This window comes from Asticcacaulis sp. P4_H10, assembly GCF_056400965.1.
The window spans coordinates 26,608-41,346 of record NZ_JBFUKH010000012.1; the positions used below are offsets into that span (position 1 = coordinate 26,608).

Genomic DNA, 14,739 nt, shown 5'->3' on the forward strand with positions numbered 1-14,739 from the left:
TCCTATGTCTTATATTTTCGGGCCGCCTCGCCCACGATGCGCGGCCAGCGCCTCGCGGCCAGGCCGATAAAGTTGCGGCCCGGCTGGCTGTGCGTACGCCGCCATTCGTCAGTAATGGTGAAACCGTAGTTGAGTGCCTGGCTGCGGTCGTGTCTGACCGTCACCTCAAACACCGTCCCCAGCCGCAGACTGCTGACATTGACCGAGCCCATCTGGCGGCGAATATCGTCGCCGACATCGCCCGGCCCGGCATTGTCCCCGGCCTCGGCGGCGACAGCGCGCACGGCTTCGCGAAGGACGGTTGTGGCCGCCGCCTCGACCGACAGGCGCCACGCAGCGACCTGGTCGACAAATCCGCTGCTCATGGCTATCCTTTAACGATGAACCGCCAGGCGACCCCGGCATCGGTGACAGGTATGACGCGAATAACCGTCAAGGCCACACCATCCTTGGTCAGCACATCGCCGGGCCGGGGTTGATCACCAAACACAGCCGCCAGAACCTCGCGATCGCCAGACACCACGGTCTTGCCGTCGACAAACTGGCGGCTGATCGATTTGCCTATGGCGTCCAGGTCCCAGCTCTGAACGGTTGCCGGCACGACCTCCCACGGCGCGTCAGCATCAACGACGCCCGCCGAAGTGCGCGTCAGGGTATATAGGCCCTGGGCATATTGTTTGAGCAACCGTCCGGCCGTCGCCGTGGCCCGCGTGTAGAGCGCGTCCATCAGACGACCCACATGCCGGCGGCGTTGGCGACCAGATAGGGCGCCAGCAGGCCATCGACAATCGAAATGACGGGCGTCAAGGCCGCCGCGAACGGCCCTTGCGGCGCAACATACTCGACCTCAAGCGCATCGACCTTTTCGCGCCTGACGTTTGTGGCTGCCGTACCAGCCTTTACAAGCCCGCCCCGATTATTGGCTTCGAACCATGCGGCCTGATAGCAGGCCTCGACCACGGCGGCAGGCACTACGCCACCATGCACGGTCCTTGGCCAGGCGCGTTCCTGGCTTGCGCCTCCCACAGCCACGCCGACAAACCGGCTGCCGTAAGCGGCATCTATATAGGTCGCCGCCCGCAGCCTCAGCACGCCGGCCGCCGCCGCGCCTTCCGGCAAGATGTGACCACTAGTCACCAGCCAGTCATTGAAACCTTGATCTGATCCGTATCCGGGCATGTGACCTCTGTATGAATTGCGACCGTAAAATCAGTGAAGCTAATTTCGCCCTCTGCAGGCCGTTGCGCTGCAGCAAAAAGGAGGGCAGATTGCCGTCCTCAACCGGATGGGGTGGAACCGATATGCAGCAGCAAGGAACACTCAGTGGATTGTGGCACCGGGTACCGAAGCAGGCCACCACTTCAGTAATTAAAAACCTTCAGGTTCTGCGGTTCTTCGCAGCCGCCTGCGTCCTCTTCGAGCACGTTCAGCACGAGTCCAGGACAAAGGCGTTTATCGACAACAGCCATTATCAGGTTGTTGATTTCTTCTTCTGGCCGGGTGGCGTGGATGTATTCTTCGTCATCAGCGGCTTCATAATGTACACAATTGGTAGCCAGCAGTTCGGCAAACCGGCAGCTTCCATAGACTTCATGCTCCGCCGGATTATTCGGGTCGTGCCCAACTATTGGTTCTTCACGACATTGATGATTATCGCCGCAAGTCTGTTTGCTGGAAGCGTCGATAAGGGCAGCATGTCTATATCGGACATCGTCCAATCATACCTATTCATACCCTACAAGAATGCTTACGACGCTTATTATCCAGTGCTGTCTTTGGGCTGGACGCTGAATTACGAGATGTTCTTCTACGTCTTGTTTGCAATCGCGCTTATGTTTGATTTCCGAAGGGGTATGATTTTTGTCATATCATCATTGGCGATCTTTGGACTTGTTGGGATGACCGGTGTCGTCCAGGCGCCAGTTCTTAAATTCTGGTTCGATTCGATTGTCCTGGAATTTGTGTTTGGTATCGGTCTCGCCTGGCTCTTTCAGCAGGGATGGCGTCTCAACGTACCAGTGGGGCTTTGCCTCTCGATCGCGGGGCTGTTGCTGATTATTATTGCCAAGTACTACAAACTGGATACCTTTGCCCTCTACTGCCGCTCTCTTTGGCTGGGCATTCCTGCACTCATGATTTGTGCGGGCCTTGTCATGATCGAAAAGCCAGGGACCGCAAATCCTGTTATTCGTGCTCTGGTGTTCGGCGGGAACATATCTTTCGCCCTGTATCTTTCACATCCATTCGCGATCAATATAACGGGACTGATATTCAAAAAGACCGATATCGATGCTCCTTGGATATTTATGAGCGTTGCAATGGTCGTCGCGTTATGTGGGGCTTCCGCCTTTTATTTGATCTTCGAGAAGCCAGTGACCAAAATCTTGAACAAATTGGTGGTTAAGAAGAAGTTAGAACCTAACCATTCCAAGGGACCTGCAACACCGTAATGGCGCATTCAGGGCCGCCTTGTTCAATATTTAGAAAGAGCTTTAATCCCATCAATGACCTGACCTAGACGCCCATAAAAGGCTTATTATTGATGACTGTGACAATAGTCACCAGCCCCATAATAATAGGCTCGTGCTGTCATGACCGCTACGACCAAATATTGCGGCGGGAGAAACTAGGAAGCTAGATGAAGAAGGCGTGAGAACTTTCAGCCAACGCCGCGCTTCCTAACGGTAACAAGTGCAATGTGTCAGACATGTATCCACGACTGCTTGCGACGTCATAGCTGACAAAAGACTTGGTCAAGTCGATAAGAGGGCAGTTGTTTTCGTCCGCGAGCTCGTATTGAACTTGCCGATAGGCGGGCAAAAGGCTTGGATTAACAGGCGCGTTATCGGGATGGTATCGGGCTAACCACACGTCGGAGCCGGCGGCTTTTACCGCGGCAATTATTGCTTGCATCTGCGATTTGTATGTTGCTGCAGACACGTTGGTACGGACATCGTTTACGCCTATGGCGAGTTCAACAACGTCTGGCGCTAAGGATTTAAATAAATTTCTTTTGTCCCATACTTGGGTCGCACTATTCCACCCCGAAGAGGCATAGCCGTATAGGCCAGCGTTAAAAATGCTGATCTGCGTGCTCGTGGAATCATAGGCCTCAAACCACTCAACGAACAAGCTGGATGAATTTGCCGCCGCCTTTGCGATTTTCCATGGGTTCGTACTTTTGGTACGCGTGACTGTCGTAACGAGCATACGTTGAGCACCTGTCGATTGAGCGACAGTTTGAACGGTGGCATTGTTATCTTTGACAACAAAATCGCCAGAGTTCACCACGCCGGTACCAGCGATCGTGCATACGACCAATGTATCAGTCGCTGTGACGTTACCAGCTAAATCCTTGGGCTGGAAAACGAGATCGTCGGTCGTGGCCGCGTTTGAATACATTTGCGCGTTGCGAGTCCAAGCACTTCCGTCAGTCGCTCCGCTAAAAGAAAGCCGCGAATTGTATAAGACTCCGTTTGCTAAACCCGCATTGGGATTGGCAGCATCGAAGACGAGCGTATTCACGTTTACGTTCAGACCGTCATTTTGAAGCATCCTTGCCAAGTATGCCGGTGGCGCTTTGTCGAACGCGTCTGTCATCGCGTTAGTACCGGTACCCGACCCCGCACCAGCTGTGACGGAATCCCCCACACGGACATAGCGGAGCCTAACGCCGCCTGAAGAAGAGCGCTGAAGCGCGTCCTTAAACTTTGAAAGCGAACCGCTGTTGTAATTATAAATATGAGGACGGACCTCTCGACTTAATGCGCGCGAGTTTTCGCCTAGGTTGGCGGCATAGATGCCACTAACTGTGAGGCCTGCGGCCTCTATCCCGCCTTTTTCGCGGGCGTAAACACTCACGGTGACGCTTTGGCCGACCTCGATGTTCACCACACCGTTGACGGTATTGACGCTTTTCGGACCGTTCGTGTTGTTGGTAATCTGCATGACGATCTCCCTTGGGCTGCCCCAAAAAGGGCTGCAGTTCCGTTTAAAAATGTTCAGAAAAGTCGGCACAGGCGTGTCGGGCGCCTGTGCCGCCTAGCAATGTGCGAATCCATTCCGGCGGTTCTTGGCTGGGCCGGACATCACGTCGCCAACATTGCTGCAAATCACGCTCTCAGCCGATGACCACAGCCTTCCGCCGCTTCCGCACCATCGCAGGCGCCGCCCTCTCCACCCCGCCGAACGCGAACCACCCCGTGGCCCTGGCGGAGGCTTCTTCAACCGCCACCAGTTCCACGTCGCGGCCTTCGCCCGGCGCCAGGTACACGATACCCTGAAGCGTATTCACGCCCCTCAGACCCCGGTCGATATTGCGGACGTACACGTCAGATGCCGTCGATATAGGCCACGGCTTTCGGCAGCCGGATTTCGGTGCCGCCAGTGCGCATGATGCCGGCGACCTCAAAAGTCATGGACGACTTCTGGAACGGCGCCAGGAAACGGTGCGGCATCGGCAGATGGAAGCGCACGACTTCCGGATCGCGGCGATAGGCGACCATACGCGCCTGGCCGCTGGTGCCGGCGTTGGTCAGCGCCCGCAAGGCCCGCACGGTCAAAGGCACACCGGTCTCGGCTGTATAGGCGTTGTTTTCCTGCAGGAACTTCAGGATCGACACACTGCCCTCACCGGCCAGGCGTGTCGTCGCCAGCCGGTTCCACCGGTCGAACGGCATCAGGACCGTGTCGGCCAACTCGACATCGCTTGAGCCCGTGGTCATGCCGCCGATGGCGTTGTTGACGTCACGCAGGATCTTGTCGGCGTCCTTGTTGGCCCACAGCGCCGACGAACCGGTGCCATCGGCGATGGCCGAGCCGCTGGTAGCGATCGGATCGTTGATCAGGCCCGTCCAGTTCTTCTCGGCGTCGCCGGCCATGGCGATCTTCCACAGAAAGCTTTCGGCCACCTTGCGGGCAGCCTGCGCCTTCTCGTCGCTGAGATTGCGGCCTTCCATGGCGGCCGTCTCGACCTCCTCCAGCGTCCACTCGTAGCCGATCCCGGCCAGCTCGAAGCTCTTGAGCAGTTGCTCGCCGGTGACATCGGCATAGGGCAGGTCCTGCGCCTTGCCGGACAGGAATTCGGCCTTGCCGGTGACGTCGGACGACCGGAACAGCGTGCCACGCGCCCATTCGCTGCCTTCGGTGATCACGGGGATCAGCGAGGCATAGTCATAGGACGGGTAGCGGCGCTGATAGACGGTGCGCTCGATATTGTAAAAGGCGGGCGTCACGAAGCCCAGCGCCGACTGCTGCGCGTCGGTAAAGGTTTGGGTGTGCATTAAGGCGCCTCCTAGCGCTTGGCCAGACGGACCAGGCCGCCGCCGTTCAGGGTGTCCTGGAAGAACCAGCCGGTGAGGATGGTGCCGGAATTGCTGTTGCTGATATTGCCGGCGCTGACATAGGCCTGATCGCCGTCCGCCACATTGCCGGTCGCGGTGACCCAGATGACGCCCTGGGTCAGGATGGCCGCCGTTGCATAACGCGCATGGCTGTCGTCCTGGCCGGCCGTGTTGGCGATGGTGATGCCCAGGAGTGTCGCGGCGTTCGGCGTCGCAGTGACGCCGTGGTCGCCGCTGCCGCGAAACACAGGTTTGCCGAACGGAATGGCCGTGGCGTCTTCAACCGTGCGGCTGATGCGGTTCGACGTCTCGCCATTGGCGACCAGGCCGGCGTAACCGGCGATGGGGGTATCGATATAGTTGGTCTGTACATAAGACATGGAAATCTCCTGTTAGGCTTCGACGGCGGGCGATTGCCACGCGTCACGAAGCGCCTGGTTGCGGGTACGGCGGGCGGCGTCGGCCTGAGCACGCAGATCGCCCGAAGGCGCCTTGAGCCCATAAGACACCGCATCGCGGAACGGATCGGCGGTACGGTCGCGCATCGCCTCTTCGGCCAGGATGTCGAAGCGCGCCTCGATATAGGCCGGCGTCCGCCCGGCGACGGCGGCGTCGCCCAGGCGGGCAGCCACCACGGCCTTGCGGATGTCGTTGTCGCTCAAACCTTCGGTGCGGATGTCGCGGACGATGGTGCGGGCAGCGACGATCAGTATGGCGCGATCGGCCACCAGTCGTTCCAGTGCCGGACCGGCGACGCGCCGTTGCAAATCAGCGATGACGGCGGCGGCCTGATCGCTGACTTCGATCGGCACGCCGTCGACGGTTACCGTCTTCAGGGTCATGGAGTTTTCCTCTAAGGGGGTTGCGTCGGATTTTTCAGGAATAGGTGACACGCCCCAGCCATCGCCGATGCGGGCCTCGGCCCCGGCGCGCGCCCGGTCGACCAGGGCAACATGGTTGAAGCGTATCTGCGTCTGGCGAACGTCGTAGTCCTCGCCGGCCTCGGTCACACCGGGCGTCCAGTCGAGCACGCAGGTGTACCCGGCCGACAGCTCGCGCTTGCCGGCCTCGACGGCGCGGATAGCGACAGCGTCCTTGAGGATGAGCGGAAACTGCACCCACTCGCCCTCTTTCCGCGCCAGGGTCGACACCTCGCCGACCGCCAGGTCCTTCCAGTTTTCGGCCGTCACATCGGCATCGGGATGGTCCAGCGTTACCGGTGCATGACTTGCGCTCTGCAAGCTGGCGTCGGCAAAGACCTCTTCGGGCGGGCGATAAACGCGCACGACGCACATCTCCGGCATGCCAACCTCGGCGCCGGTATAGAGCTGAATCCCGGCCCTGACAGCCTTTGCTTCGGCCACAAGGTATCCGTCACCGGTCCGCCGCGTCCCCGCGACGGAAGCCTGATCGATAAATTGCATTTTGAAACTAACCTTTCACAAGCATATAGCTTCTTCGCCCTCCCCATTTATGGGGAGGGGGGACCATCTGCGGAGCAGATGGTGGGCGGGGCTAAACCGAATTGTCAGCCCTCGCCGCCCCCCGCCAACGCCGCTTCCAACCCGGCCAGGCTCCCATCCTCGATCAGCTCGTTGCCAAGCGCCTTCGCCACGGCCTCCACCGGCAACAGAGCCGGGCAATCCCCGCCGGTGCCAACAATCGCCCGCACCGCCCGGGCCTTGGCCTCAAACACCCCTGCCCGGTCAACCTCGCTCAAACCCCACAACGGCGCCCAGCGATAATGCACCTCAGCCGGCCGCGCGCCCAGGGCCGACCGAACCAGACATTCATCCAATCTGACCATGGCCGGCCCGGTCTCAAGCGTCTGCATGGCGCTGATCCGGTCATAATAGTTCCTGAGATCGCTCTCGCCCGTGGCATTCATCCCGGCAGGCGTCTGGCTCAGCAACCTTGTCGCCGGAATATCCGCAGCCCCCGAGACAATCTGCAAAAGCCGATCGAGCACCTCCGGCAAACCCGTCAACGCCGCCGATTTGCTGTCGAAACGCTCCTCAGCATCCAGGATCAAAGTCCCATTGATACCCTTGCCACGCGCCGCCAAAGCAAACCGCTTCAGCAACTGCGCCTCATAGTCCTCGCCGCCCGCCCTCAGGTTCTCCATGAACCCCGGCACGCTGACGACATCAACCTTGGCCTCGAAAATCAGGCTGGCGATATTGGCCGCGGTACTGTCCGCCTGCTTCACCGCATCGATGGCGGATTGCAACACACTGTCGCCCCACCCGCCATAAACCGAAGCACTCAAAGCCGGATCAGCCCGCGCGGCGCCATGAAAGATCACCAACCGCGACGGATGGATCTTCAGCTCCTGCCCTTTGCCGGTCCGCAGACCATACACCGCCGGCGCGCCATAGAACTCCGAAGCCGGATCGCGTTCGATCTCGCCGGCCGTAAGCTGACGGCACGACAGCACGGTGAGATACCTCACCCCACCTGCCCCCACGCGCGAAACCTCCAAAGGCCCGCTCAAATCACTTTCACCCGTGCCGATCAGGATCGCCGCGCCACCCCACAGCCTTGCCTTGATCCGCGCCGCCAACACCTTACGCTGCACGCCCAACCGCCGCTCTTCACCCTCAATCAGCGTGATCTGCGCCGCCTCGGCCTGCCAGTTCCGCCAGGCGCGCACGCTGTCGAAAGCCGGAATATCGACGATCTTGCGCGGCAGCCAGGCATAGTCATAGGCGTGCGCGATCTGGTCATCGGTCAACACATTGGGCGCATAGACCGAATGCGCCGCCTTGTCGCGATCGGTCCCCAGCCGTGCCACCAAATTGGTCAGGCTGTCACCGATGCGGGCAAACATTTGGCTCATCTAAACCCCTTCAAATCCATAGAAGCTACCGCGCTCACGCGGCGCGAACGCCATCACGAAAGCATCCGCAAGATTGGGCGAAGGCACATCGCGCCTGGCCAGATCCTTCTTGCTCTCGACCTTGGCCCGCCCGGCAGCATCGAAATCGCGCCTGGGCGTACACAGCTCGTCGATCAGCCGGTCGAGATGCGGCACGCCGCTATCGATGGCGATCATCTCATCGGGCGCACACACCACCCCACGCTCGACATAGTTGAACGTGTTGCGAAACCTGGCCGCCACGCTCCACCACGCCTGAGCCTTCAGATTGGCGTAAAAGTCCTTGTTGCGCTTCGACTGAGGATCGCGCACATCAATGCGCGCCTCAGGATTGACGACGCCCGACCCGGCATTGAACCCGCACCACGCCACAGCCGCCCCAAGCTCTGCGTTCAAAGCCTGAAAGTGCGCCCCGGCAAAGGCGCCCACGCCGATACTGTCGTAATCGATCGCAGCATTATGCTCGCGGGCCAACCCATGCACCCGCCCGGCCGACTTCAAAAGCTCGTCCTCGGCGGCCTTCCACTCGTCAACGCCGACGCACAGAAACCCGTCCACGACCACAGCCGCATTCAGATCGCCGCCGCTATCGGCCACATCAAAGCCAACCCGCCGCGCCCCCAAAGCCTCCAAACCCAGCCGCCGATGCGCATCGATCGCAGCTCTGACCCACGCCCGGCGGATAATGACCGTGTCATCGTCCTCGCGCGGCTCACCCAGATAAACGTGCGCGTAATCCTCAGCATTCTCAATGCGCTTGGCGTCGATGACATTGCGGATGGTCCGCGACAGAAACGGATTCTCGTCGTAATTGATCCGCCGGCGCACAGTCCGGGGCGGCGTCTGCGTCACAAACCGGCGATAGACAAAATCGCTCGCCAGCCTGGGATTGAAGATGATCCAGAACTGCGACCCCTCGCCCCGCAGCGTCGGCTCCAGCACCTCCCACTGCGCGTTGGTTAAATTATGCGCTTCCTCGATCCAGCAGATGTCGATCGATTCCAGCGACTTGATCTCGTCGATATGCCGCCACAGCCCGTAGAACAGGAACTCGGACCCGGTCTTCACATGCCGGATCGCGGTCTGCGTCACCTGAAACTCGTGGCTCAACCCAAAGCGCGCGATCTGCAGCTTCAAAAGCGTATGCACGCTCTCCGAAATCCGGTTCTGGAACTGGCGCGCGCACAAAAACCGCACCGAGTAATTGGCCGCCAGAAACACAGCGAACCCCGCCGCGTCCCAGGACTTTGACGACGACCGCCCGCCGTACAGCACCCGGTTGCGCGCGGGCGTCGTCCAAAACTCACGAAGCGCCGGGTTCAGCGTCGGTCTGATCGTCACCATAAAAATCCGCAAGGCTCTTTCTGATGGTGACCTCGCCGCCGTGGTCGAAGCCTTGAGCGACCTTGCCATAGGCCCGGTCGAGCAGCGCATTGGCGGCAGCGATCCTGGCGGTCGGCGCGGCGTCTGTGTCCTCGGCGATCGCGATCAGCACTTTCAGCGCGCGTTCGCCATGCGCCCCCGCTGCCTCGGCGCTGACGCGTTTAGGCTTAACCGCCATCTCAATGTCTCTGAAAGGGAGTGTTAGAGGGAACCTCTCAAGGCTCCGCACGATTATCGTCCCCGATAACCGCGCCCGAGACGATTAGCCCGTCTCTCTAGTGACCATTAATGCCGAGAATGCAGGCTGGAATCAATCGACGTTTTGGAATTTTGTGTTACCGCACGCAAATCATCTACGCCAGCCTACTATGCGCCTAAACAAGTTTGCATGGGGTCAATAAAACATCAATCAGCAAGAAACTCTTCAGTAATCCATCGACTCTCCATGAAATCCTCTAAATATACATTATATCTCGACCGAAAAGCAATAAGACTGCTTTCAAACTGAACCATCGACAATACGGCATCAGAAAACTGAGGCAGCGCATCCTCGTCGAGCTTTTCTAAATACTTTCCTGAAGGCTCATTTTTTAAAAAGTGTAGCAAATCATCCAAAACGCGATTTATTATCCTCACCTTACTTACGCTCATAATAGCGTCAGGCTTTTTCTTAGACAACTCCCTAATTTCTTTCAATATTCCTTCAAATATTGGACTAGTCGCCTCATAGGCATTAACCGTTGCGTCCGTTGTTACATGTTTATAGTTTCCATTAGCATCGTACATTACTTTGCGTCCCCTCCGACCTTCGTAGGCTTTCGCCCCTCAACACTAGTCAATTCGCCTTTTACAACGTAGTAGTATTTATAAGCGTGGTAGACAACATTATCAGACCTAAAACGCTCAGCCTGCTCCATGTATTGCGCAATAATCATAGTTACGTCGCTATTTGATGGCAAGCTATCTTCATCGAATTGCTCAAAGTCATCAAATGGTCTATAGCTACCAATCATCAGACTATTTCCGCTTTTGAGAATTTTATTGACCAATTTTAGCTTGAATTCATTTAGTCCATCATTTGGAGATTTTCTTGCCAGTTGTGAGATTTCGGAATGTAAAACGTGCAATTGTCCGATAAATTTTTCCAGCGTTTCGATGTCTTCTAATTTTTCCATTTTTCCCTCAAGGACACTTTGCGCGAAATTCAGTGTATTTTTTTAGTATAACATCTATAGGATTTCGTTGTTTACTTTCAAAGAGTTCAACCATTTGCCCAACGTCATCGTCGGTGAGTGCTATAATTGCTTTCCTTTGCCCTGACCATAAGTCAATTGTTCGAGTAAATTCCGCCTTTTTTAGCGGATTTCTCGTAACAAATATTCCGAATTTTCCAAGCTCATCCGCTAAGTACCGGTTGAGCTGATCAACATGTTCACGTCCGATAGCTGCGACATTCTTCATTTCCATTGTTATTTGGCGAGAGCCGTAGTCCTTGTGCATATCTCTAAGAAATGGAGTATTGGCCGTATTATAAAATATAAGATCACGAATGCTCACGCCGCTATCAGTTCGAGCTTGCTCTTGGGCGAAGTCTAAATTTGGATAAAGCAACGACGACAATAATTGAGCAATAGCATCCTCGTATTTTTTGTCGGCGTTTTCCTCTTTACCTGTTGGAAGGCGCTTTATTTGTGCGAATTTTCGCTTGGCCGAAGTAACAGGTATTTGAGAGAACAATGGATCGTTTTTACAATCTTCAAAGGTTCGCTCTTTGGCTTGGACATATGCGTCTACCACTCCATAGTTGTCGCGATTATAGTCCAGAACCTCCACACGGGTGAGGAACTCTGGAGTATGGGAAATCTCGTCACATGGGCAATGCTTCTCGAAGTAATCATCGTAGTTCAGCCAAGGGACAAAGCGAAGCCACCGCTTGGGTACAAAAAGTAAAGGTTTGCCATCCAATGGATTTACAGGCAAACTCAATGAGCTTTGCGTCTCAAATACGTTTTTTCTATAGTTGTATACATTTTCTACATCTGCATTTTGCCGAGGAATGCCAATTTTTTGGCACTGCTGAATTGTGAAATCAATTAGGAATGATTTCAGGAAACTACAACTAATGTCGCTAATTCGATCTTTGGAAATCCCATCTACAAAGAATTGAATTTCCTCGAAATGCCGAAAGCCATGTCGCGCGTAATAAGGAACTCTTTTGAAAAGAGTAAGTATCTCGCGAGCCTTCGTTTTACCTATGCGTTTTCCTGTTCTTGTGGCTGACGTTCCCAAACCAACTTCGTCGCATTCTGAAACAGCGATTAGCGTCGACAATGCATGATTTTCTTCACCTTCAGCAAACATGTTGCCCAATCGATTGAACGAATTGAGAAGGCTCGTATGAAGCGCTTGGTCTTGATGAGACGGAGATGCCCAAAGCAAGAATGGATCGACATAAAGCGGAATGTCTTCATCAACAAATGGGATTGCAAAATCTAAGTCTGCCTGCGCCACCATGATGCCGTGATAGTCTGTGAGACGCGGGCGAATAAGGGCCATTATGTACCTAGTTATAAAGTGTAGACGATTCTTGGCATCGGCCTAGGCAGATGAACTATCCCAGATGCCGTGAATTCGGCGTTCACTCTGGATTCCACACTGTCCTACAGAGCAAACGCCGACCTTTTTAACGGGTTACCTCTTCGTGCCGTATGGGCTCTGGTTCGCCGGTTTCAGAGATATGTCTAAATCTGAAGCTTTTGATCTGACGGCAGCTTCAGTTCGCTCCATCTTCAACGCGATTATACGGGTAGGGGTATTACCATCGGCGAGCTTTGATAATGTTCTCGCGTCATTAGCTGTCCACGGTGAACGATGATTGTCTGGTGCTTTTGCCATGTTGTGGCTCCTATAAGAAGCCGGAGCGTTGACGAGACTCAGTTGTCACGTCATAGGATGGTTCAATGATGCCTGCGCTCCGGCGTTGGTTTCAACTTGAGCGAAGGGTGGTTTACGAGGCCGTGCCCTTCGCTCAACCCATTGATGTATCTGATTCCCTTTTGTCGTGTCACGTATTCGCGATTGATTAACAGGAATCCGACCAGCCTGTGGATAGTCGATTTCAGCGACAGGTTATCAATTGCCGAATTCATAGCGCATTACGCGCTTCCTCATGTTTGAAAATGACGTAAGAAAAAGGGGTCAGAGTCACTTTTAAAGAGGCCCCCGCCCCTACCGCCCCCATAACCAGCCCCATCCTCACGGCAACACCAGCGCCCCAGGCTCCGCCGCCTTGAGCACCGCATTGACCAACACATCGTGCGCCGCGTTGGCACGCTGGTCCGTCTGGTTGAACATGCCCACCACGGCCAGCTTCAGCTCGGGCTCGGCAATACAATAGGCGTGAAAGCCCTCGATATTGCCGCTTTGCCAGATAAGCCGACGGCCGTCGGAAAGAATCAGGAAAAAGTGTTCAGCGTCATTTAAGCCCCCTAAATCAACACGCCCGTCGCCACTCCATCAAACCCGTCCTCCTTGCTCAACCGCAAGGTCCCTGCCCCCACCGGCTCAGTTAAATCCCGGTCCAGCCGTCCGGCCAGGTAAGGCTCCCATTCGTCCGGGTGCAGGATTGCCGGTTCGCGGTCGTGCAGCGCCGACATATCCGCACCTGAGCCATGCGTCAGCATGGTGCAGCTCGTTACCACGCCATCCTCCGTTGCCGCCGTGTCGTAAAGCCCGGCGAACACCATCTGGTGGTTATCCGCCCGCCCAATTCGCCAGCGTTGCTTCTTGCCCTTCTGCGTCGGGTGCGGACCGGACCATTCCCAGAAATAGGCCGCCGGGATCAGGCAGAAGGACTTGCGCCGCCACGGCGTCCGGTAAGTCGGCTTGTCACCGATTTCTTCCAGCCGCGCATTGAAGGTCGTGGCCTTCCAGTCCTTTATCGCGCCTTTGTAGAAGCCCGGCACAAGCCCCCAGCGCATATAGGCGACCTCATAGCCGTCCATCGACTGCACTACGACCGGCACCTTATTGGTCGGCCGGATTTCCATCGGCAAATCCATCTGCTCGCGTGGCGGCACAAAGCCGCTCAACACCGCATGAAGTTCTGCCCAATCCTCAGGGCCTTTGTATCGTCCGCACATAGGCTGATATTGCCACGATCCGCCTATCTGGCAACCGTTGCTTCAATAATCACCGTCTGCTCGCCATTGCAGTCCCACCGCCCGCACCGCGCCACGGCGGCAAACTCGCTGAGCGTCCGGTCGCCAAAACGCCCCTGCCGCGCCAGATAGCCGATTCCGTCCAGCCGCGAACGCTGGCATTTGCCGCACGTCACGCGCAAAAAGCCATCGCGACTGAGCAACTTCAACTGTGGGTCGGCTCCGGCCTGTACCGGCATGAACGCCGATCCGAATACCCGCCCGAACATGATGCCTTCGTTGCGCGCATTCCACGCCTTCAGGCTGCCGGCATTGGACGTCTCACAATCCCACCACGTATCGACCTTAGGCGCCCCCTTGGTCAGAGGCTTCAGCTTGCCGGAATAGAGATAGAGCCCGATCCTGAACACGCCCGGCGCGACCTTCCTGGCCGTGTACATCGTCGTATCTTCTTCGAGCCCGCAACGATAACCGTCAGCGATAAAATCCTCTGGCTCCGGCAAAGGGTTCCAGCGTGCCTTGCCCATGACGCAACCCGTCAATGCAAGGTGTGCGGCAAGGACTGCATCCCGCATTCCGCCGCCCACACATCGACCAGGTCATTGACAGCGTCGGGCACCGAGACACGCCCGCTGCGTACATTGAATGCGACATCTTCGACAAAGTCCGCCAGCAGCATGGCGTCATGCTGGCTTCGCGGCCCGGTGAATTCGTTGAGAAGCTGGGCCTTCACGTCAATAATCGACATATGGCCAGCCTTGAACAAACGCAATACGGCTTCAAACGCGTTCATCTAACCCTCCATTATTATGTTCCCTGTTTGTTCTTTTCACGAGATGAGGTCAAGAACGCGAGGGTTGAACCAAACGATCGAGCGCCACAATCAACAGATTTTCCGCGACGCCATTGCGCGCCCCCCCTCCCAACCCTCCTCTTATCCCCTAACCCCGCAAACCCCATCGCGCTTCGACGCCGC

At 56.6% G+C, this 14,739-nt stretch carries 19 protein-coding genes; 2 read left to right on the forward strand and 17 right to left on the reverse strand.

What is annotated here, in order from left to right:
• Positions 1-2: 2 nt before the first annotated feature.
• Genes AC1DON_RS20605 through AC1DON_RS20615 form a run of 3 tightly spaced genes read right to left on the reverse strand, consistent with a single transcriptional unit; the run spans position 3 to position 1,179 of the window.
• Positions 3-365, reverse strand: a complete 363-nt coding sequence (locus AC1DON_RS20605; RefSeq protein ID WP_476936702.1) for a hypothetical protein — start codon at positions 363-365, stop codon at positions 3-5.
• 2 nt (positions 366-367) lie between these two features.
• A complete protein-coding gene (locus tag AC1DON_RS20610) occupies positions 368-727 on the reverse strand; it encodes a hypothetical protein (protein WP_476936703.1) in 360 nt (119 codons plus the stop codon).
• Positions 727-1,179, reverse strand: coding sequence for a DnaT-like ssDNA-binding protein (locus AC1DON_RS20615; RefSeq protein ID WP_476936704.1), 453 nt, complete (start codon positions 1,177-1,179; stop codon positions 727-729). Before AC1DON_RS20615 ends, AC1DON_RS20610 begins: the two co-directional genes overlap by 1 nt.
• Before the next feature lie 89 nt (positions 1,180-1,268).
• Here AC1DON_RS20615 and AC1DON_RS20620 point away from each other — a divergent pair, with 89 nt between their 5' ends.
• Entirely contained in the window at positions 1,269-2,450 is a 1,182-nt protein-coding gene (locus AC1DON_RS20620) for an acyltransferase family protein (RefSeq protein ID WP_476936705.1), read from the forward strand.
• Positions 2,451-2,634: 184 nt separating this feature from the next.
• Here AC1DON_RS20620 and AC1DON_RS20625 read toward each other — a convergent pair whose 3' ends face one another.
• The 11 genes from AC1DON_RS20625 to AC1DON_RS20675 all read right to left on the reverse strand — a co-directional run bounded on the left by AC1DON_RS20625 (position 2,635) and on the right by AC1DON_RS20675 (position 12,159).
• Complete coding sequence (locus tag AC1DON_RS20625) at positions 2,635-3,948, reverse strand: SGNH/GDSL hydrolase family protein (protein ID WP_476936706.1); 1,314 nt, start codon at positions 3,946-3,948, stop codon at positions 2,635-2,637.
• 172 nt (positions 3,949-4,120) lie between these two features.
• Positions 4,121-4,330, reverse strand: a complete 210-nt coding sequence (locus AC1DON_RS20630) for a hypothetical protein (protein ID WP_476936707.1) — start codon at positions 4,328-4,330, stop codon at positions 4,121-4,123.
• Position 4,331: 1 nt separating this feature from the next.
• The gene (locus AC1DON_RS20635) at positions 4,332-5,282 is read right to left on the reverse strand and encodes a DUF2184 domain-containing protein (RefSeq protein ID WP_476936708.1); all 951 of its coding nucleotides are present in this window, start codon (positions 5,280-5,282) and stop codon (positions 4,332-4,334) included.
• 11 nt (positions 5,283-5,293) lie between these two features.
• Complete coding sequence (locus AC1DON_RS20640; protein ID WP_476936709.1) at positions 5,294-5,722, reverse strand: structural cement protein Gp24; 429 nt, start codon at positions 5,720-5,722, stop codon at positions 5,294-5,296.
• A gap of 12 nt (positions 5,723-5,734) precedes the next feature.
• A complete protein-coding gene (locus AC1DON_RS20645) occupies positions 5,735-6,766 on the reverse strand; it encodes a DUF2213 domain-containing protein (protein ID WP_476936710.1) in 1,032 nt (343 codons plus the stop codon).
• 104 nt (positions 6,767-6,870) lie between these two features.
• Positions 6,871-8,181 carry a DUF1073 domain-containing protein gene (locus AC1DON_RS20650; protein ID WP_476936711.1) on the reverse strand — a complete coding sequence of 437 codons (1,311 nt, stop codon included), beginning with the start codon at positions 8,179-8,181 and terminating at the stop codon, positions 6,871-6,873.
• Positions 8,182-9,564 (reverse strand): PBSX family phage terminase large subunit, encoded by a 1,383-nt coding sequence (locus AC1DON_RS20655; RefSeq protein ID WP_476936712.1) that lies wholly within the window; start codon positions 9,562-9,564, stop codon positions 8,182-8,184.
• Positions 9,524-9,781, reverse strand: a complete 258-nt coding sequence (locus tag AC1DON_RS20660) for a hypothetical protein (protein ID WP_476936713.1) — start codon at positions 9,779-9,781, stop codon at positions 9,524-9,526. The genes AC1DON_RS20655 and AC1DON_RS20660 overlap by 41 nt, the downstream gene beginning before the upstream one ends.
• Before the next feature lie 227 nt (positions 9,782-10,008).
• Positions 10,009-10,389, reverse strand: a complete 381-nt coding sequence (locus tag AC1DON_RS20665; RefSeq protein WP_476936714.1) for a hypothetical protein — start codon at positions 10,387-10,389, stop codon at positions 10,009-10,011.
• Entirely contained in the window at positions 10,389-10,778 is a 390-nt protein-coding gene (locus AC1DON_RS20670) for a hypothetical protein (protein WP_476936715.1), read from the reverse strand. The genes AC1DON_RS20665 and AC1DON_RS20670 overlap by 1 nt, the downstream gene beginning before the upstream one ends.
• Positions 10,779-10,785: 7 nt before the next feature.
• Positions 10,786-12,159, reverse strand: a complete 1,374-nt coding sequence (locus AC1DON_RS20675; protein ID WP_476936716.1) for a hypothetical protein — start codon at positions 12,157-12,159, stop codon at positions 10,786-10,788.
• Positions 12,160-12,918: 759 nt separating this feature from the next.
• Between AC1DON_RS20675 and AC1DON_RS20680 the strand changes: the two genes are divergently transcribed.
• A complete protein-coding gene (locus tag AC1DON_RS20680) occupies positions 12,919-13,086 on the forward strand; it encodes a hypothetical protein (RefSeq protein ID WP_476936717.1) in 168 nt (55 codons plus the stop codon).
• Positions 13,087-13,091: 5 nt separating this feature from the next.
• Here AC1DON_RS20680 and AC1DON_RS20685 read toward each other — a convergent pair whose 3' ends face one another.
• Genes AC1DON_RS20685 through AC1DON_RS20695 form a run of 3 tightly spaced genes read right to left on the reverse strand, consistent with a single transcriptional unit; the run spans position 13,092 to position 14,556 of the window.
• Positions 13,092-13,745, reverse strand: a complete 654-nt coding sequence (locus AC1DON_RS20685; protein WP_476936718.1) for an SOS response-associated peptidase — start codon at positions 13,743-13,745, stop codon at positions 13,092-13,094.
• 23 nt (positions 13,746-13,768) lie between these two features.
• Positions 13,769-14,290, reverse strand: coding sequence for a hypothetical protein (locus AC1DON_RS20690; RefSeq protein ID WP_476936719.1), 522 nt, complete (start codon positions 14,288-14,290; stop codon positions 13,769-13,771).
• An 11-nt stretch (positions 14,291-14,301) separates the two neighbouring features.
• Positions 14,302-14,556 (reverse strand): hypothetical protein, encoded by a 255-nt coding sequence (locus AC1DON_RS20695; RefSeq protein WP_476936720.1) that lies wholly within the window; start codon positions 14,554-14,556, stop codon positions 14,302-14,304.
• Positions 14,557-14,739 lie beyond the last annotated feature (183 nt).

Bases quoted from the DNA above. Each gene is read 5' to 3' on its own strand.
- AC1DON_RS20605 (WP_476936702.1), bottom strand. From the start codon at position 365: ATGAGCAGCGGATTTGTCGACCAGGTCGCTGCGTGGCGCCTGTCGGTC.
- AC1DON_RS20610 (WP_476936703.1), bottom strand. From the start codon at position 727: ATGGACGCGCTCTACACGCGGGCCACGGCGACGGCCGGACGGTTGCTC.
- AC1DON_RS20615 (WP_476936704.1), bottom strand. From the start codon at position 1,179: ATGCCCGGATACGGATCAGATCAAGGTTTCAATGACTGGCTGGTGACT.
- AC1DON_RS20625 (WP_476936706.1), bottom strand. From the start codon at position 3,948: ATGCAGATTACCAACAACACGAACGGTCCGAAAAGCGTCAATACCGTC.
- AC1DON_RS20635 (WP_476936708.1), bottom strand. From the start codon at position 5,282: ATGCACACCCAAACCTTTACCGACGCGCAGCAGTCGGCGCTGGGCTTC.
- AC1DON_RS20640 (WP_476936709.1), bottom strand. From the start codon at position 5,722: ATGTCTTATGTACAGACCAACTATATCGATACCCCCATCGCCGGTTAC.
- AC1DON_RS20645 (WP_476936710.1), bottom strand. From the start codon at position 6,766: ATGCAATTTATCGATCAGGCTTCCGTCGCGGGGACGCGGCGGACCGGT.
- AC1DON_RS20650 (WP_476936711.1), bottom strand. From the start codon at position 8,181: ATGAGCCAAATGTTTGCCCGCATCGGTGACAGCCTGACCAATTTGGTG.
- AC1DON_RS20655 (WP_476936712.1), bottom strand. From the start codon at position 9,564: ATGGTGACGATCAGACCGACGCTGAACCCGGCGCTTCGTGAGTTTTGG.
- AC1DON_RS20660 (WP_476936713.1), bottom strand. From the start codon at position 9,781: ATGGCGGTTAAGCCTAAACGCGTCAGCGCCGAGGCAGCGGGGGCGCAT.
- AC1DON_RS20665 (WP_476936714.1), bottom strand. From the start codon at position 10,389: ATGTACGATGCTAATGGAAACTATAAACATGTAACAACGGACGCAACG.
- AC1DON_RS20670 (WP_476936715.1), bottom strand. From the start codon at position 10,778: ATGGAAAAATTAGAAGACATCGAAACGCTGGAAAAATTTATCGGACAA.
- AC1DON_RS20675 (WP_476936716.1), bottom strand. From the start codon at position 12,159: ATGGCCCTTATTCGCCCGCGTCTCACAGACTATCACGGCATCATGGTG.
- AC1DON_RS20685 (WP_476936718.1), bottom strand. From the start codon at position 13,745: ATGTGCGGACGATACAAAGGCCCTGAGGATTGGGCAGAACTTCATGCG.
- AC1DON_RS20690 (WP_476936719.1), bottom strand. From the start codon at position 14,290: ATGGGCAAGGCACGCTGGAACCCTTTGCCGGAGCCAGAGGATTTTATC.
- AC1DON_RS20695 (WP_476936720.1), bottom strand. From the start codon at position 14,556: ATGAACGCGTTTGAAGCCGTATTGCGTTTGTTCAAGGCTGGCCATATG.